Source organism: Klebsiella aerogenes, from assembly GCA_029027985.1.
GTDB lineage: Bacteria > Pseudomonadota > Gammaproteobacteria > Enterobacterales > Enterobacteriaceae > Klebsiella > Klebsiella aerogenes_A.
Window position 1 is genome coordinate 2,264,086 of record CP119076.1, and the last position, 17,205, is coordinate 2,281,290.

Here is a 17,205-nt window from a genome sequence, read left to right on the forward strand (position 1 = left end):
CACTCGACCAGATCAAAAGCGGGGAGAGTGTTGCGTGAAAAAGTCCACGCTTTATCGTGGCTTCAACTTTGCGTCGTGAACAAATATGGCACTTTGATTTCATATTTATGGCCGAATTATTAACCTTGCCAGCTTCACTAAAATAGCCAAAGATGGCCGCATCGGGCTTGCTGCAGCTTAATCCACCGCTGAGGGATATATGAATCAAGAGGTGACCTCCAGGATGTTGAAACCCGATTTTGATATGGAAGTTTCCGGGCTGTTATATGGTTACCTGTTTCGTGAAGGGCAACTTCCTTTGAGAATCAACTCAAATGAAGTCTGCGTACAATATCAGGAACTCTGTGGCGAGAATGATTTCGTCTGGCTGCATCTCAATTTAAACCACGCCACCGCTGAAAAATGGCTACATAACCATTTTTCAGTCGCCGACTTTTTCTTTGAAGAAATTCGCAGCGGTTCGCCCACCACCCGGATTGAACGTCAGGGCGACGATCTCTTTGCCGTGCTCAACGATGTACTTTTCCATCCGAAAGAGGCTGGGGCGGAGACGTCTACCCTGTGGCTGTACTGCAGCCAAAAGCTGGTGGTTACGGCGCGCTATAAACCGCTGCGCTTTATTGAATGGATGCTGCCGCGCCTGCAAACGCTCGAAATCGGTTCCGCCACCGCGCTGTTGGCGTTTTTACTGGAAGAGCAGGAAGAGGTCCTCGAACAGGTGGTCAGACAGGCCAGTCGCCATGTCGATGTGATTGAGGAGCGCTTGCTAAGCAGCCATGTACAGCGAAACCGGGCCGATCTTGCGCGCCTGCGGCGGATGTTGCTGCGCTTTCAGCGCCTGCTGGCGCCGGAACCGGCAGCGATGTTCCGTTTGCTTAATCGCCCCCCGGCATGGATAGACCGTTCAGTGGTACAGGAATTTCGTCAGTTTACCGAGGAGTTTACGGTGGTGCTGAACGATCTCTCCGGCTTGATTGAACGCATCAGCCTGCTACAGGAAGAGATTAGCGCCCGCCAGTTGGAGCAGAGCAACCGCACGCTATATACCCTGACGGTGATTACGGTGCTGGCGTTGCCGATTAATATCGTGGCAGGATTTTTTGGTATGAACGTGGGCGGGATACCGCTCGCCAGCAATCACCACGGCTTTATTCTGCTGGTGGTGATTGTCGGCGTATTTACCCTTGCGGCGGGGTATCTGGCCTTTCGCCGGCGGGACGATCTGTAGTGGTTAGCGCAGCTGAGCGCGCAGGGTGGCAATCAATCCCTGCACGCCTTTTTCCAGCTTCACTCGCGGGCATCCGGCATTGAGACGCACGAAACCGTTCCCCTCTTCGCCATAGGTGTAACCCGGCATAATCGCGACTTTTTGCTGCTCAATCAGCGCTTTTTGCAGCGCATGGTCGTCGATGCCGAGCGGGCGCAGATCGATCCACGCCAGATAGGTTGCCTGCGGCGGTTGCCAGTTTAGCTGCGGGAAGGCCTGATTCAGTTCACGGGTGATGTAACGCATATTATCCTGCAGATAATCGCGCAGAGCATCCAGCCACGGCGCGCCCTGACGATAGGCGGCGATATGGGCTACCAGTGCCGGAACTGACGGTGAAGAAAGACCATCGCGACCTTTCAACGCTTGCAGATAAGCGTCGCGAGAGTCGGTATCGGCGATCAGCCCATATGCGCCGGTAAAGGCCGGAATATTGAAGCTTTTCGATCCGGAGGTAAACAACGCCCACGGCCCCTGCGCGACATCGCTCCACGGCGTATGACGATGTTCGCCCCAGGTCATATCCATATGAATTTCATCGCTTATCACCCGCACATTATGTTTTGCGCACAACTGCGCCATCGTCGAAAGCTCATCGCGGCTCCAGACTTTGCCTGTAGGGTTGTGCGGGCTGCAGAGCAGTAAAATGCTATTGTCAGGGGCGGCGAGCGCCGTTTCCAGTTCATTCATGTCGCCGCGCCACTGGCCATCTTCAAACTTGAGTGCCACTGGCGCGACGCGGCGTTGGTTGCCGTCGATCGTTTTATAAAACGCATCATAGGCCGGAGTATGTACCACGATGCCGTCGCCCGGCTTTGACCACTGGCGAATCATCTCGGCAACCATGTAAATCACCGAAGGGCCGTAGACAATGGCCTCACGGTCAATGGAACTGTGAAAGCGGCTGGCGAACCAGTGGCTCACGGCGCCAAGAAAATCGTCGTTTTTCCAGCGGCTATAGCCAAAAACGCCGTGCGCCAGACGTTGGCTGACGGCATCGAGAATACAGGGAGCGGTGGCGAAATCCATATCGGAGATAGTGAACGGCAAAAGGTCGGCGGCGCCGAAGCGGTCGGCCACATAATCCCATTGGGTGCACCAGGTGCCGTGGCGGTCAACCGGCGTTGCAAAATCAAACATCTGAACTTCCTTAGCGAGTTCCCCCTTCCTGTAAAAGAAGGGGGAAAAGGGGTTAAGCCTGAACGGTATTCATCAGCGTGGCCATTTCATCTTTGACTGACTGGACCTGAGGACCGATGACCACCTGCAGATTGTGCTCATTAAGCTGGACCACGCCAATGGCGCGGTTGGCTTTCAGCGCCGCGGTGTCCACTTTGCTCATGTCGTTGACCGACAGACGCAGGCGGGTGATGCAGTTATCAAGGGTCACGATGTTGTCCGCACCGCCGAGAGCCGCCAGAATCGCGGGTACGTTATAGCCAGATTTACCAATGGTTCCCATAACCGCTTTTTCTACGCTGGCGGCGGTTTCGATATCGCGGCCCGGTGTTTTCAGATTAAAGCGAGTGATGGCGAAGCGGAAGATCCCGTAGTACACCGCGAACCAGATAGCGGCGACGACCGGCACTAAATACCACTTAGTCGACAGGCCGTGCAGGATGCCGAAGACCACGAAGTCGATGACGTTGCCGTCGGTGTTGCCGATGGTGACGCCAAGCACCGCCATGATCGTGAAACCGAGGCCGGTCAGCAGGGCGTGGATAACATACAGCACGGGCGCCACGAACAGGAACAGGAATTCCAGCGGTTCGGTGGTGCCGCCCACGACGCAGGCAATGACGCCGGAAATCAGCAACCCTTTAATTTTATGACGGTTCTCCGGGCGGGCACAGTGATACATCGCCAGCGCGGCGCCAGGCAGACCACCGAGGAAGGCGGGCATTTTGCCCTGCGACAGGAAGCGGGTGGCGCTCTCGGAGAAGCCGTGGGTGGTCGGGCAGCTCAGCTGCGCCTGGAAGATAGTCAGCGCGCCGCTGACGCTGTGGCCGCAAACGTCCATGGTGCCGCCTGCTTCGGTAAAGCGGATCAACGCCACCAGAATGTGGTGCAAACCGAATGGCAGCAGCAAACGCTCGCCGGTGCCGAAGATCATCGGGCCAAAATCACCTGCGCTATTGATAACGTGCCCCAGCGTGTTGATGCCCATCGCGAAGACCGGCCACACCAGCGGGATAACCAGGCCGACCAGGCCTAACACCACGGTGGTGATGATCGGCACAAAGCGCGTGCCGCCAAAGAAGGCCAGCGCATCCGGCAGGCGGATGTTGTGGAAACGTTCGTGCAGCATCCAGACGATAATACCGGCAATGACCGCGCCGAGGATCCCGGTGTCGATCGACTGAATGCCGATAATGTTCTGAATGTTGTTAGCTTTGAGGATCGCCGCATCGGTGGTCGGCAGGATGCCTTTCGCCGTCAGCCAGAAATTGACCGCGAGGTTCATCACCGCATAGCCGACGAAACCGGCAAAGGCGGCGACACCTTTATTCTCACGCGCCAGGCCAAGCGGGATGGCGATACAGAACATTACTGGCAGGAAGCTGAAGGCGAAAGAGCCGACTTTACTCATCCAGACGAAAATTGCCTGCAGCAGCGGCACGTCCAGCCACGGCAGCAGGGTTATCACATCATGGCTGCTTAACGAACTGCCGATCCCCAGCATGATCCCGCAAAACGAGAGCAACGCCACGGGCAACATAAAGGTTTTTCCCAACTGCTGGAAAAATTCCCATAAGGTAATTTTTGGTGCTGTTTTCGCCGTCATACACGAATCCTGGTTCTTAAAAGTGTCGATAGGATGTAACGTAGCGGCAAGATAAAACGTTTTACCATTTTTTAGTGCGATAAAAATCACATATTCAAGCGATAATAACGTTTATAAAGGTAACACACTGATAAAACGTTTTATCTAAAGGTAAAAGGGAGTCGGCCAGTCGTTATGGCTATCGCAAAAAAGATTACCATCAATGATGTGGCGCTGGCGGCAGGCGTCTCGGTCAGCACGGTATCACTGGTGCTCAGCGGCAAAGGGCGCATTTCATCGGCGACCGGCGAACGCGTCAATCAGGCTATCGAACAGCTGGGGTTTGTCCGTAATCGCCAGGCGGCTTCGCTGCGCGGCGGGCAAAGCGGGGTGATTGGACTTATCGTCAGCGATCTGTCCAAGCCGTTTTACGCTGAGCTGACCGCCGGGTTGACGGATTCGTTGGAATCGCAGGGCAAAATGGTTTTCCTGACGCAAGGCGGCCACCGCGGCGAGAAGATGCTGCAGCGTTTTGAGACGTTAGTCTCGCAGGGCGTGGATGGCGTGATTATTGCCGGCGCCATCGATAAGGGCGGCGAACTCCGCGACCGTGCCGCCGAGGTCGGCATGCCGTTGGTCTTCGCTTCCCGCGCCAGCTACCTGGACGATATCGATCTGATCCGCCCGGATAATATGCAGGCGGCGCAGATGGTGACCGAACATCTGATACGCCGCGGTCATCAGCGCATCGCCTGGCTTGGTGGGCAGAGCTCTTCATTAACCCGTGCCGAACGGGTGGGCGGCTACTGTGCGACTTTACTCAAGTATGGGTTGCCGTTTCATAGCGAATGGGTGGTTGAGTGTGAATCGAGCCAACAGCAGGCAGCGGAAGCGATGACCGCGCTGCTGCGCCAAAATCCGACCATCAGCGCGGTGCTGTGCTACAACAGCGTGATCGCCACTGGCGCGTGGTTCGGCCTGATGCGCGCCGGGCGGCAAAGCGGTGAGGACAGCGTGGAGAGCTATTTCGAACAACGGGTGGCGTTGGCGGCCTTTGCTGAGGTACCGGAATCGGCGTTGGATGATGTACCGTTAACATGGGTCACCACGCCTGCGCGGGAAATGGGTAACAGCCTCGCCGAGTGTATTTTACGTCGTCTGGAAGCAGGACAGGGCAGCGCGCGCAATCAGATTATGCCGCCGCGATTGGTCACCAGAAAATAGGGGCGCGATTAAAGTGATTTCCCGGGCTACAAAACCTGTAGCCCGGTAGGTTTCTGTTACTGCTGCGGTTCAGCGGTTGGCAACGTCAGGCCGAACATGGCGGCGAAATCGGCCAGCGGCATTTTCTGCCCGTTCAGCGTCACCTGGCCGTCGGCGTACTGCAGACTGGAGGTGATAGCATTATTTTCCATGGTGGTCAGGCGGAACATCTGGCCCATCGCCGCCAGGCCTTTGACCTGCTGATCGGCAAGTTTCGCCGCATCTTCCGGCTGGTAGCCTTCCAGCCCGGCAACCTGGGTCATCAATGCGGTGGCCATATCCACCGGGATCACCAACTTACCGTCCAGCGATTTAATGCTGCGGTCCAGTTCGTCAGCAACGGTTTGCGGCGCGGCGGCGGTTTGCGCCGGATCCTGCATCAATACCGACAGATTTAAACTGCTTTCGCCTTTGGCGTTCTGCCAGCTCAGCGGTGCGATGGTCAGCGACGGATTGCCCTTCAGCAAAATCGGCAGCGAGCTGAAGAAGATCTCCGTCAGCGCCTGCTGATAGAGCTCTGGATTCTGCGCCAGCTCCGGCTTGGCCATCAGCGCCTGTGCCTGCGCGTTGTATTGCTGGCTAAACTGGTGCCATGCCTGGCCGTCCAGGTTATCCAGTTTAACCGTCAGCTTGCCGTGGCCCATATCCTGATTCTGCAGTTTCAGACTGTTGAGGTTGTAGTCCAGCTGGCTATTGATGCGCTTGCCGTCATCGGAGAGCGTAGAACGGCCATCGATGTTCATGCCTTCCAGCAGCGCCAGCTCTTTGCCTTCAACGCCGATCGACAGTTTATCCAGGGTGATTTTCTGCTTGCCGATACGCTCTTCAAAAGCGGTCATCTCGGTGGCGCCGTCCGCTTTCAGGTTGTTAAAGGTCAACTGGACTTTCTGATTGTATTCGTTAACCGCGTTAATCTGCCCGCTGGCGGCTTCACCGCTCAGACTGATGGTTTTGCCATCGCGATCGGCATTCAGCTGGAACTGACCGCCGCTAAAGACGATCTTCTCATTCTCTTTGGCGTAATCCAGCGGGTTGAGGAAGATAGCCGACTGGGTATCGCCGTTGTAGGCAATACGCGTGTCGATATTAAATGGCGGCTGACCTTTGGCGATGTCAAACAACGCTTTGCTGGCTTCATTATTGACCAGCGTCGTATTGACGGAGGCCATTGCCGGAACCAAATTAAAGGATTTTAATGAGGCGAGCGGGAAGGGGCCGTGATCGACATCCTCGTCGAAAATCAGGCTCTGGCCCGCGGCCAGCAGGCTGTTCTCTTTACCGGCCTGTGGTTTGACTACCAGCTGCAGATGGCTGCTGAACAGACCACGCTGGTAGTTTTGATAACTGAGTTCTACACCTGCTTCCGGCGCGCTGCTCTGCAGTTGAGCATTTGCCTGTTGCACCATTTCGGCAATACGGCTTTCCAGTTGCTTACCGGTGAACCAGGCGCCGCCGCTCCAGACTACGCCGAGAGCGACAATCACACCTGCGGCGACCAACGTTTTTTTCATAGCATTTGTCCATAAATGAAACCAGGCGGGACATGCCGCCTGGTTGTGTTGTCATGATGGGGGAAGTCTAGCAACTGCGGATTAAAACTTCAGTAACTTACTTAAGCTTATTAAAGACGCGCGCCAGACGACCATGGCCGCTAATGTGGACCGGAGACTCGTTGCAGGCGATAAACGCCGACTCGCCAGGTTGCATGGTCAGACGTTGTTCGCCTTTGCGCAGCGTGGCTTCGCCTTCCACGCAGAACAGAATCGCCGCGCTCTGTTGCGCGATATCGGATTCACTGGCAGACAAATCGTGCAGCGAGAAAGCGAAATCGTCGACCGGGATCGGGAAATCGAGTTCGGCACCATGTTGAACCGGCTGGGTCAACAGCTCTGCGGCCGGTTTGGCGACGAATTTAACGTTTGCCACCAGTTCCGGGATATCGATGTATTTCGGCGTCAGACCGGCGCGCAGCACGTTATCCGAGTTGGCCATCACTTCCAGCGCTACGCCCTGCAGGTAGGCGTGTGGGGTCTCAGCGAACAGGAACATCGCCTCGCCCGGATTCAGTTTTACCACGTTCAGCAACAGTGGGGAGAACAGGCCGCTGTCGTCCGGGTAAACTTCAGCGATCAGGCGGATAGTTTGCCATGGTTCGCCCTGTTCGCGGTCAAGGGCGGTTTGCAGCACACGCAGCGCCTGTGCTTTCTCTTCACCCTTCATATTCAACAGGCTGGCGAACAGCTGGCTTAAACGTTCGCCGTCCGGCTGCTGGAGGAATTCGCCGATCGCCGGGTGCGCGTCGGCAACCGGCTGCAGCAGGCTAACGATCTCAGCGAACTCGCGGAAGGCATTCATCGCGAGGAACGGCGTCAGCGCGAATACCAGCTCCGGCTTGTGGTTAGGATCTTTATAATTGCGCTCGGCGGCATCGAGAGGGATGCCCGCCGCGTTCTCTTTGGCAAAGCCAATTTCCGAGGCGCGCTTGTTCGGGTGAACCTGGATGGACAGCGGCTGGGCGGCGCAGAGCACTTTAAACAGGAACGGCAGTTCGCCAAAACGTTCCGCTACGCTGGCGCCGAGCAGGGCGCTTTTATCGGCGTCGATAACGTCGCGCAGTGACTGCGGCTGACCTTCGGCATTGAGGATCCGCGAGCTGCTTTTCGGATGGGCGCCCATCCACAGTTCTGCCATCGGCAGGTTGTCCGGGTTGGCGATACCGTACAGATCGGTTAAAGCGGTGTGACTGCCCCAGGCGTAGTTTTGCACTGAATTAATGAGCTTCTGCATTCTCAATCCCTGTTTTCACATAAAAATATGGACTCTATTAAACCAACAAATCGTCGAGAAGCAACTGCTGAAAGAAAAAGTCGTCCTTGTCTCAGTTTTTGTTAAAAAATTGTGTAAGATTGATCGACTCGCTTTTCTACAGGCAAATGGAGTGTCTGCCTGAAACATAATCAGCCAAAGCAGTAAGTGAGAGTACAATGTCGAATAAACCGTTTGTTTACCAGGATCCTTTTCCTCTTAAAAAGGATGACACCGAGTATTATCTCCTCAGCAGTGATTACGTCTCCGTCGCCGAATTCGCCGGCCAGGAAGTTCTGAAGGTTGAACCTCAGGCGCTAACCTTACTGGCCCAGCACGCTTTCCACGACGCCTCCTTTATGCTCCGCCCGGCGCACCAGCAGCAGGTTGCGGATATCCTTAACGATCCGGAAGCCAGCGAGAACGACAAATACGTAGCGCTGCAGTTCCTGCGTAACTCCGATATCGCTGCCAAAGGCATTCTGCCGACCTGCCAGGATACCGGTACCGCGATCATTATGGGGAAAAAGGGGCAGCGCGTGTGGACCGGCGGCGGCGATGAAGCCGCGCTGGCGCAGGGCGTGTACAACACCTATATCCAGGACAACCTGCGTTACTCGCAGAACGCGCCGCTGGATATGTATAAAGAGGTCAACACCGGCACCAACCTGCCAGCGCAGATCGATCTTTATGCCACCGATGGCGACGAGTACAAATTCCTCTGTATCGCCAAGGGCGGCGGGTCCGCCAACAAAACCTATCTGTACCAGGAAACCAAAGCGTTAATCACCCCGGCGAAACTGAAGAACTACCTCGTCGAGAAGATGCGCACCCTGGGGACTGCGGCTTGTCCGCCGTACCACATTGCCTTTGTCATCGGCGGTACCTCAGCGGAAGCGACGCTGAAGACCGTGAAAATGGCATCGACCAAATACTACGACGGCCTGCCGACCGAAGGTAACGAGCACGGTCAGGCGTTCCGTGATGTGCAACTGGAACAAGAGCTGCTGCTGGAAGCGCAGAATCTCGGTCTCGGCGCGCAGTTCGGCGGTAAATACTTCGCTCACGATATCCGCGTGATCCGCCTACCGCGCCACGGGGCGTCCTGCCCGGTGGGGATGGGGGTTTCCTGCTCAGCCGACCGTAACATCAAAGCCAAGATTAACCGTCAGGGGATTTGGCTGGAGAAACTGGAGAGCAATCCGGGGAAATATATCCCTGAGCATCTGCGCCAGGCCGGTGAAGGCGAGGCGGTGAAGGTTAACCTGAATCAGCCGATGAGCGATATCCTGGCGCTGCTGTCGCAGTATCCGGTTTCTACCCGTCTGTCGCTGAGCGGGACCATTATCGTCGCCCGCGACATCGCCCACGCTAAGCTGAAAGAGCTGATCGATAGCGGCGAAACGCTGCCGCAGTACGTCAAAGATCACCCGATCTATTACGCGGGCCCGGCGAAGACGCCGGACGGCTACGCCTCTGGTTCTCTTGGCCCAACCACCGCAGGCCGTATGGACTCCTACGTTGATCTGCTGCAGTCGCACGGTGCCAGCAAAATCATGCTGGCAAAAGGCAACCGCAGCCAGCAGGTGACCGATGCGTGCCACAAACACGGCGGTTTCTACCTCGGCAGCATCGGCGGCCCGGCGGCGGTGCTGGCGCAGCAAAGCATCCGTAGTCTTGAATGCGTGGCTTACCCTGAACTGGGGATGGAAGCCATCTGGAAAATTGAAGTTGAAGATTTCCCGGCGTTTATTCTCGTCGATGATAAGGGGAATGATTTCTTCCAGCAGATTCAAACTTCGCAGTGTTCCCGCTGTGTGAAATAAACCAGAAAAATAACAAGGAAAATCAATTTATTGATTTTCGGCTGATAACCACAAAGAAGGAAAAACTACGCATTTTCCTTCTTTGTCAGCAGTCTAACCGCCCTTCTGGGCGGTTTTTTACGCCGCTTAGTGGCACAAACGACTAAAACAAACGGTGAATCTGGCCGATACTTAATTTTTTAAGCAGGTGAGCTCTGTCGCTATTACGTACTTTTTATTCAAGGAGATAGTAATGACGATGCATCGCAGTGAAAAAGATTCAATGGGCGCCATCGACGTCCCGGCCGATAAACTCTGGGGCGCGCAGACCCAGCGCTCGCTGGAACATTTCCGCATCTCAACGGAGAAAATGCCGGGCGAGCTGATTTACGCGCTGGCGCTGACCAAGCGCGCGGCGGCGAAGGTCAATCAGGACCTGGGACTGCTGGCGGCGGAAAAAGCCGACGCTATTGTTGCCGCGGCCGATGAAGTGCTGGCCGGCAAGCATTCGCAGGAGTTCCCGCTGGCTATCTGGCAAACCGGTTCCGGCACGCAAAGCAATATGAATATGAACGAGGTGTTGGCCAACCGCGGCAGCGAATTGCTAGGCGGCGTACGCGGTATGGAACGTAAAATCCACCCCAATGACGACGTTAACAAAAGTCAGAGCTCGAATGATGTCTTCCCCACCGCGATGCACGTCGCGGCGCTGATCGCGTTACGCGAAAAGCTGATCCCGCAACTGCAGGTACTGAAAAAAACGCTGCACGAAAAATCTGTCGCCTTCAATGATATCGTCAAGATTGGCCGAACTCATCTGCAGGACGCCACGCCGTTGACGCTGGGGCAGGAAATCTCTGGCTGGGTGGCGATGCTGGAGCATAACCTGAAGCACATTGAGTATAGTCTTCCACACCTCGCCGAATTGGCGCTGGGCGGGACGGCGGTCGGCACCGGCCTGAACACCCATCCTGAGTATGCTGTGCGCGTCGCGGCGGAGCTGGCGTCGCTCAGCGGACAACCGTTTATTACCGCGCCAAACAAATTTGAAGCACTGGCTACCGTGGATGCGCTGGTTCACGCTCATGGCGCATTAAAAGGGCTGGCGGCCTCGCTGATGAAAATCGCTAACGATGTGCGCTGGCTGGCCTCCGGGCCGCGTTGCGGCATCGGCGAAATCGCTATCCCTGAGAATGAGCCCGGCTCCTCAATCATGCCCGGTAAGGTGAATCCGACGCAGTGCGAAGCGCTGACCATGCTGTGCTGCCAGGTAATGGGCAACGACGTGGCGGTGAATATCGGCGGCGCGTCCGGTAACTTTGAACTCAACGTCTATCGCCCGATGGTTATCCATAACTTCCTGCAATCGGCGCGTTTGCTGGCGGATGGCATGGAGAGCTTTAACGAACACTGCGCAGTGGGCATTGAACCGAATCGCGAGCGGATTAACCAACTGTTGAATGAATCGCTGATGCTGGTCACCGCGCTGAATACCCATATCGGTTACGATAAAGCGGCAGAAATCGCCAAAAAAGCGCACCATGAGGGACTGACGCTGAAAGCCTCGGCGCTGGCGCTCGGCTATCTGACGGAAGCCGAGTTCGACAGCTGGGTGCGGCCGCAGGATATGGTCGGCAGCTTGGCTACTCGCTAGCCAACCACAGATGCAGGCGCGGGATCAGCAATCTTAACGACTGCGCCTGTGGTTTGTGACGGTACTGCACATTATCGGCATCGTAATTCAACAGTTCGCCCAGATCCGGCACGCTGACCCCGTGCGTGCCGGAGATCAGCGCAATCAGCGGGCCAGGGCAGGCGTACTGCACCTGCTTTTGCTCGCCGGCATACCACACCCGGGCAATCGGCTGTACCTTGACCGGGCGTTTGATTTTCAACTTCGCCCGCGGCGGTAGGGCGGCGATATCCTGGTATTCCCGCTCCAGCTTGCTTTGCCACTGCTCGCGCGTCCACGGCGGCACGGCTCGCGGCGATTGCAAACTCTTCTCCAGCTGCATTAAGACGTCATCGCGGGTCAGATTTTTAATCACGTGCTTATTGGCCCAGCCAAAGCGGATGGTGCTGGGGTCGAGTAGCGGCGTCAGCGTCCGGTAGGCGCTCAGGGTGATAAGACCGGGCAAATGGCGATGCACCCATTCGAAACGCGCGACGGCAGGCAAGCCGGAATCGACGGTCACTATTTTCTCAAACGCCGCTTTCAGCGTATTGATGGCGTTGATTTTCTCCAGCAGCCAGGCCTGTTCCTGCGCATCAACCGCCAGGCAAATCGCGCCGGGCAGGCGAACTGCCGCTTTGCTGCTGCGGCTTTCCGATTGCTGCTGAATAAACAGATGGCTGTAGTGCCTGAGCGCCATTTCCAGCGCGCTTTTCCCGACGTGCTGCACCACCTGGATGCTATCCAGCGGCGCGTGTTCTGCCTCTTTGCTGACCGCTGGCAGTTCAAATACCCGGGCGGCCAGCAGACGGCAGCCGCTGAGTGCCTCTTTTACGCCCTGGAGCTCGCGCTCCAGCTGGCGAAAGGTGTCGTTTAAGCGTTCAACGAGGTCGTAGCTTGCCATCATAATCCGCCTTAGTTACAACATACTATTTGATTGTAAACTATACGCAGGCCGTAACGCCTGCGCAAGTAGGGCTAAGCAGAAGTCAATACGGGAAGCTGGTGGTAGATAGGCCAGCTGAAGCTGAATGCCGCGCCGCCGAGTGGGCTTTCGTCGCAGCGAACGTCGCCCGCCATCGCCTGGGCGATGCTGTGTACGATGGCCAGTCCCAGGCCACAACCGCCGGTTGCGCGGTCGCGGCTGGGATCGAGGCGAACAAATGGCTCAAACACCCGCTCGCGTTCCTCTGCGGCAATCCCCGGGCCATCATCCTCAACCCGTAGCGTTGCCCGCGAACCTTCCAGCGTCAGGCTGATCTGAATATGCTGATTACTGTAGCGCAGCGCGTTATTGACCAGGTTGTCCAGCACCCGCTCCATTAAGCGCATATCCAGCGCGCCGTAGCCGCCAGCGGTCAGCTGCCGCAACGTGACGTCGCGCTGCGGATTGACCAACTGAATATCCTCGACGTGAGCGCCGATCCATGCCGGGAAATCTGGTGTGGTGAGATTCAATTCGTTTTGCGGGCGGTCAAGGCGCGCATAGGTCAGCAACTCTTCAATCAATGCTTCTAACTGCCCGATATCGCGATTGAGGGCCTGCGACTCGGCCTCGGTCAGGTTTTCGCTCATCTCCAGGCGGTAACGCAGACGCACCAGCGGCGTGCGCAACTCATGGGCGATACCGTCGATAAGCTGTTTTTTACTGGCAATTAGCGCGTTGATGTTATCGGCCATCTGGTTAAAGGCCACGCCGAGTCGTTCAAAACTCGACATGCTATCGAAATGGATTCGTTCGCTAAAATGACCGTCGCCGAAGCGTTGGGCGGCGGTTTCGATGCGCAGCATATCCTGCCAGTGCGGACGCATCCAGATAAAGACCGGGAAGGCCAACGAGATGGCGATAAATGCCATCAATGCGACATCCAGCAGGCGCATCTCATGCAGGAAGTAGAGATAGGGGACCGGGCCTACCGACAGCACGTAATGGCTGCGCGGGATGCGTTGAATAAAGGTGTACTGATCGTCCAGTGCCACAATATCGCCCGCGCGCAGGTGCTGCATTGAGCTTTCCGACAGTTTGAATTTACTCAATGGCTCAATGTGCAAATCGAAGGAGAGGTTGAGATCCAGCTCTTTCAGCGTTTGACTCCAGTCGCGCGGCGGGATCTCCCGCAATTCGCTACGCATCAGATACAGCGAGCTTTTCATCAGGTCATCCAGCGACTGGCGTCCGGCGCGCTCGGCGGTAAATTTATAGACCAGGCCGACCAGCATGGTCATCACCAGAAAACACACGAACAGCAAAAGGTAAAACTGCACGAACAGTTTTTTCATAGCCAGACCCGTTAATTAATTATCCCAGGCGTGCGGAGCGAACAGATAACCTTTGTTGCGGACCGTCTTGATACGGTAGGGCTCTGTGGCGTTGTCGAGCAGTTTTTTACGCAGACGCGAAATGGCGACGTCAACGCTGCGATCCAGCCCGTCGTAGCTCACGCCGCGCAGATTCTTTAACAGCGCATCGCGATCCATAATCTGCCCGGCGTGGGTCGCCAGTTCCCACAACAGGTCGAAATCGGCGGTGGACAGGGCGACGCTGTCGCCGCTGAGCAGCACCTGGCGGTTGACCGGGTCTATCGACAGCGAACCGAAGATAATCGTTTTATGCGGCGTCAGGGCAGACGGCGCAGGGGTCGCCGGTGAAGCGATGTGTTGGCGTAGATGCAGACGCAGACGGGCCAGCAGTACTGCCGGCGGCGTCGTCTTCAAAATATAATCACTGGCGCCCATCTCCAGCGACAGAATATGATTCATATCGCTATCGAGCGACGTAAGCAGAACGATCGGTCCCTGCCACTGGCCACGCAGGTCGCGGCACAGCGTCATCCCGTCTTTGCCGGGCAGCATGATGTCCAACAGCACCAAATCAGGCTGTTCACGCGCGATGACCTCTTCGGCCCGGTCCCCACGCGGCTCGACAACCACGTCCATATCATGCTTTCCCAGATAGGCAGCGATCAGGGCGCCGACCTCGGGATCATCCTCAACAAAAACGATCTTATTCATATCTTACGCATATAGATAAAAAAGCTAACATACACCGCCAGCAAATTGCCTGCCATTAATCTTTCATAAACAATTGTTCTTCCGTTATGCTGGTCATAATTGTTGTTTAAATGTTAAGGCAAAAAATGGGGCTGTTGATTAAAGCGCTGCTGGGGGCGCTGGTGGTGGTGCTGATTGGCGTACTGTCAAAAACCAAAAATTATTATATTGCTGGCTTAATTCCGTTGTTTCCGACGTTTGCGCTGATCGCCCACTATATTGTCGCCAGCGAGCGGGGTATTGAAGCGTTGCGTACCACCATCGTATTCGGTATGTGGTCGATCATCCCATATTTCATTTATTTGTTGTCACTATGGTATTTCACCGGGGTGATGCGCCTGCCATACGCGCTGGCAGGCGCGGTGATCTGCTGGAGCCTGTGCGCCTGGCTGCTGATCCTCGGCTGGAGCCGTTTTCACTAACGCAGTGGGCGACCGCCATCGACGGAGAACGAGCGGCCGGTCACGTAGCAACTGGTGAGCAGGTAGTCGACGAGGTCGATAATCTCTTTTTCACCCGGCGCGATTTTCATCAGCGACTTATCCAGCGCCTGTTTGCGATATTCCGCGTCATCACTGTCGTTAAACATAATCAGCGACGGCGCAATGGCGTTGACCTTGACCTCCGGGGCCAGTTTGCGGGCGAATGAACGCGTCATGTTATCGAGCGCCGCTTTACTGGCGGCATAGGCGATATGCTTATCGCTACCGCGTTCCACCACGTAATCCGTGATGTGAATAATATCGCTTGCCGCATGGCCGAAACCACGCAGTAGGCCTTCCAGCGCGTGGTTGAGCAAATAAGGGGCGTGGACGTGGATCTGCATCATCCGCGAGATCACCGCCGATAGCGACACGCCCGGCTTTTCCGCCATCCAGTCGCTGGCGTTGTGAATAATCGCGCGCAGACCCGTAGTGTGGGCGTTAACGGCTTCCGCAAAGCTCAGGATACCGTCGTCGCTACTGAAATCGGCCTGCAGGCAGACTGCGCCTGCCTCACGCAGGACGTCGATCGAAGGGTAATGGTGGCGATAGCTGACGATCACCGGCTGCTGCTGGTTCAAAAAATGATGCGCCAGGGCGAGACCGATACGACGGCCTCCACCTGTGATCAGAACCGGGCGAGGCTGTGGTTCAGCCATGGGTATCTCCTTTCAAGTTCAGCGGTGGGGCAACCGCTTACCCCACCAGCATCCACGTTGCCGGAACGGCGGCAACCAGCAAAAAACCAATTAATGCCACTTCACGGCGTTTGAGCATGCGATCGTGCTGGTGAGTACGGCGGGCGTACAGGAAAACCAGAAGACCCGGAGCGTAAAGTACCACCGACAATAGCAAATGCACAGGACCGGACGCGTACAATAACCATAAGCCATAAACGCACGCGCCGACACCCACGGCTTTGTGCAAAGGACGTACTGCGATCTTAAGCAGGAAAGCGCCGACGAGGAAATAGGGTACCAGAATCATTTCTGAGGCGATGGTCAGCAGGGTGCCGTAATCGGAGCCGGTCAGCCAAATCAGCACCAGACAGATTTGCACGCTGATGTTGGTCAGCCACAACGAGGAAGATGGCGCATTGTTCTTGTTCGTTTTCGCGAACAGCCGCGGGAACGCTTTATGCGTTGCGGCCAGATACGGCACTTCCGCGGCCATAATTGTCCAGCTCAGATAGGCGCCGCACACGGAGATAATCAACCCTGCGGCAATCACCACCTCGCCCCAGGAGCCCATCATTTTGACCATCAGTCCCGCCATCGATGGATTGCGCATTTCCGCCAGTTCCGGACGGGCGACGACGCCCAGCGACAGCAGAGTGACCAACAGATACACCGCCAGCGCTGAAACGACCGCCAGAAGCGTCGCGCGGCCGACATCACGCTTGTGGCGCGCACGGGCTGAAACCACCACCGCGCCTTCAACCCCGATAAACACCCACAGCGTAATCAGCATGGTGTTTTTAACCTGCTCCCACACCGGTACGCCCAGCGCGATACCGCTGAAATCGAGACGGAAAGTATCGAGACGAAACGCGAGCGCGGCCAGTGCGACAAATGCCCCCAGCGGTAGCAGCTTGGCCAGCGTGGCAACCAGGTTAATGCCCGCAGCGGTCTGTACGCCGCGCAGGACGAGAAAATGAACCACCCACAGCAGGACCGATGCGCCGACGATCGACTGCCAGGTGTTGCCGTCGCCGAAAATGCGCGCCTCCGGCGTATCGGTGAAAAAGCTTAACGCGGAAAAGACGATAACCAGGTAGGAGACGTTGGCAATCACCGCGCACAGCCAGTAACCCCAGGCAGAGCAAAAACCGATGAGTTCGCCGAAACCTTCGCGGGCATAGGTAAAGATACCGCCGTCCAGTTCCGGGCGGATACGGGTCAGCAACAGCATGGCAAAGGCGAGGAATAAGATTCCGACGCCGGTGATAGCCCAGCCGATAAGCAGCGCAGACGGGCTGGCGACGGCAGCCATGTTTTGCGGCAAACTGAAAACGCCCGCGCCCAGCATTGAGCTGAGTACCAGTGCGGTCAAGGCGCTAAGGCCCAGTTTTTTTTCCATGGTATTTCCGAGGTAAC

The 17,205-nt window shown here is 56.3% G+C and carries 14 protein-coding genes; 5 read left to right on the forward strand and 9 right to left on the reverse strand.

The genetic code is table 11. The features are described 5' to 3' along the window. Positions 1-199 precede the first annotated feature (199 nt). Positions 200-1,228, forward strand: a complete 1,029-nt coding sequence (locus tag PYR66_10830; GenBank protein ID WEF30145.1) for a CorA family divalent cation transporter — start codon at positions 200-202, stop codon at positions 1,226-1,228. A gap of 3 nt (positions 1,229-1,231) precedes the next feature. On the opposite strand, the gene PYR66_10835 is transcribed toward PYR66_10830, so the two are convergent. Both PYR66_10835 and malX read right to left on the reverse strand, forming a co-directional pair. Continuing rightward, positions 1,232-2,407, reverse strand: a complete 1,176-nt coding sequence (locus PYR66_10835) for a pyridoxal phosphate-dependent aminotransferase (GenBank protein WEF30146.1) — start codon at positions 2,405-2,407, stop codon at positions 1,232-1,234. 52 nt (positions 2,408-2,459) lie between these two features. Beyond that, positions 2,460-4,052 carry a maltose/glucose-specific PTS transporter subunit IIBC gene (gene malX / locus PYR66_10840; GenBank protein WEF30147.1) on the reverse strand — a complete coding sequence of 531 codons (1,593 nt, stop codon included), beginning with the start codon at positions 4,050-4,052 and terminating at the stop codon, positions 2,460-2,462. A 174-nt stretch (positions 4,053-4,226) separates the two neighbouring features. Between malX and PYR66_10845 the strand changes: the two genes are divergently transcribed. Further along, entirely contained in the window at positions 4,227-5,255 is a 1,029-nt protein-coding gene (locus PYR66_10845) for a Mal regulon transcriptional regulator MalI (GenBank protein WEF30148.1), read from the forward strand. Positions 5,256-5,311: 56 nt separating this feature from the next. Here the strand turns inward: PYR66_10845 and PYR66_10850 are convergent, their stop codons facing one another. Continuing rightward, the gene (locus tag PYR66_10850; GenBank protein ID WEF30149.1) at positions 5,312-6,805 is read right to left on the reverse strand and encodes a YdgA family protein; all 1,494 of its coding nucleotides are present in this window, start codon (positions 6,803-6,805) and stop codon (positions 5,312-5,314) included. A gap of 97 nt (positions 6,806-6,902) precedes the next feature. Continuing rightward, positions 6,903-8,081 carry a mannose-6-phosphate isomerase gene (gene manA / locus PYR66_10855; protein WEF30150.1) on the reverse strand — a complete coding sequence of 393 codons (1,179 nt, stop codon included), beginning with the start codon at positions 8,079-8,081 and terminating at the stop codon, positions 6,903-6,905. A 197-nt stretch (positions 8,082-8,278) separates the two neighbouring features. Between manA and fumA the strand changes: the two genes are divergently transcribed. Both fumA and fumC read left to right on the forward strand, forming a co-directional pair. Next, positions 8,279-9,925 (forward strand): class I fumarate hydratase FumA, encoded by a 1,647-nt coding sequence (gene fumA / locus PYR66_10860; protein ID WEF30151.1) that lies wholly within the window; start codon positions 8,279-8,281, stop codon positions 9,923-9,925. Between the two features lie 232 nt (positions 9,926-10,157). Further along, the gene (fumC, locus tag PYR66_10865) at positions 10,158-11,558 is read left to right on the forward strand and encodes a class II fumarate hydratase (GenBank protein WEF30152.1); all 1,401 of its coding nucleotides are present in this window, start codon (positions 10,158-10,160) and stop codon (positions 11,556-11,558) included. Here fumC and tus read toward each other — a convergent pair. The 3 genes from tus to rstA all read right to left on the reverse strand — a co-directional run bounded on the left by tus (position 11,548) and on the right by rstA (position 14,588). Continuing rightward, a complete protein-coding gene (tus, locus tag PYR66_10870) occupies positions 11,548-12,480 on the reverse strand; it encodes a DNA replication terminus site-binding protein (protein WEF30416.1) in 933 nt (310 codons plus the stop codon). The genes fumC and tus overlap by 11 nt on opposite strands. Before the next feature lie 74 nt (positions 12,481-12,554). Next, the gene (rstB, locus tag PYR66_10875) at positions 12,555-13,856 is read right to left on the reverse strand and encodes a two-component system sensor histidine kinase RstB (protein ID WEF30153.1); all 1,302 of its coding nucleotides are present in this window, start codon (positions 13,854-13,856) and stop codon (positions 12,555-12,557) included. Positions 13,857-13,871: 15 nt separating this feature from the next. Continuing rightward, complete coding sequence (gene rstA / locus PYR66_10880) at positions 13,872-14,588, reverse strand: two-component system response regulator RstA (GenBank protein WEF30154.1); 717 nt, start codon at positions 14,586-14,588, stop codon at positions 13,872-13,874. Positions 14,589-14,713: 125 nt separating this feature from the next. Between rstA and PYR66_10885 the strand changes: the two genes are divergently transcribed. After that, on the forward strand, positions 14,714-15,049 hold the full coding sequence (locus PYR66_10885; GenBank protein WEF30417.1) for a GlpM family protein: 336 nt from the start codon (positions 14,714-14,716) through the stop codon (positions 15,047-15,049). Here PYR66_10885 and folM read toward each other — a convergent pair. Together folM and PYR66_10895 are read right to left on the reverse strand one after the other, a co-directional pair. Then, a complete protein-coding gene (folM, locus tag PYR66_10890; GenBank protein ID WEF30155.1) occupies positions 15,046-15,768 on the reverse strand; it encodes a dihydromonapterin reductase in 723 nt (240 codons plus the stop codon). The genes PYR66_10885 and folM overlap by 4 nt on opposite strands. A 37-nt stretch (positions 15,769-15,805) precedes the next feature. Further along, positions 15,806-17,188: an amino acid permease gene (locus tag PYR66_10895; protein WEF30156.1), complete on the reverse strand. Its 1,383-nt coding sequence runs from the start codon at positions 17,186-17,188 to the stop codon at positions 15,806-15,808. Positions 17,189-17,205: the final 17 nt, after the last annotated feature.

Bases quoted from the DNA above. Each gene is read 5' to 3' on its own strand.
- PYR66_10830 (WEF30145.1), top strand. From the start codon at position 200: ATGAATCAAGAGGTGACCTCCAGGATGTTGAAACCCGATTTTGATATG.
- PYR66_10835 (WEF30146.1), bottom strand. From the start codon at position 2,407: ATGTTTGATTTTGCAACGCCGGTTGACCGCCACGGCACCTGGTGCACC.
- malX (WEF30147.1), bottom strand. From the start codon at position 4,052: ATGACGGCGAAAACAGCACCAAAAATTACCTTATGGGAATTTTTCCAG.
- PYR66_10845 (WEF30148.1), top strand. From the start codon at position 4,227: ATGGCTATCGCAAAAAAGATTACCATCAATGATGTGGCGCTGGCGGCA.
- PYR66_10850 (WEF30149.1), bottom strand. From the start codon at position 6,805: ATGAAAAAAACGTTGGTCGCCGCAGGTGTGATTGTCGCTCTCGGCGTA.
- manA (WEF30150.1), bottom strand. From the start codon at position 8,081: ATGCAGAAGCTCATTAATTCAGTGCAAAACTACGCCTGGGGCAGTCAC.
- fumA (WEF30151.1), top strand. From the start codon at position 8,279: ATGTCGAATAAACCGTTTGTTTACCAGGATCCTTTTCCTCTTAAAAAG.
- fumC (WEF30152.1), top strand. From the start codon at position 10,158: ATGACGATGCATCGCAGTGAAAAAGATTCAATGGGCGCCATCGACGTC.
- tus (WEF30416.1), bottom strand. From the start codon at position 12,480: ATGGCAAGCTACGACCTCGTTGAACGCTTAAACGACACCTTTCGCCAG.
- rstB (WEF30153.1), bottom strand. From the start codon at position 13,856: ATGAAAAAACTGTTCGTGCAGTTTTACCTTTTGCTGTTCGTGTGTTTT.
- rstA (WEF30154.1), bottom strand. From the start codon at position 14,588: ATGAATAAGATCGTTTTTGTTGAGGATGATCCCGAGGTCGGCGCCCTG.
- PYR66_10885 (WEF30417.1), top strand. From the start codon at position 14,714: ATGGGGCTGTTGATTAAAGCGCTGCTGGGGGCGCTGGTGGTGGTGCTG.
- folM (WEF30155.1), bottom strand. From the start codon at position 15,768: ATGGCTGAACCACAGCCTCGCCCGGTTCTGATCACAGGTGGAGGCCGT.
- PYR66_10895 (WEF30156.1), bottom strand. From the start codon at position 17,188: ATGGAAAAAAAACTGGGCCTTAGCGCCTTGACCGCACTGGTACTCAGC.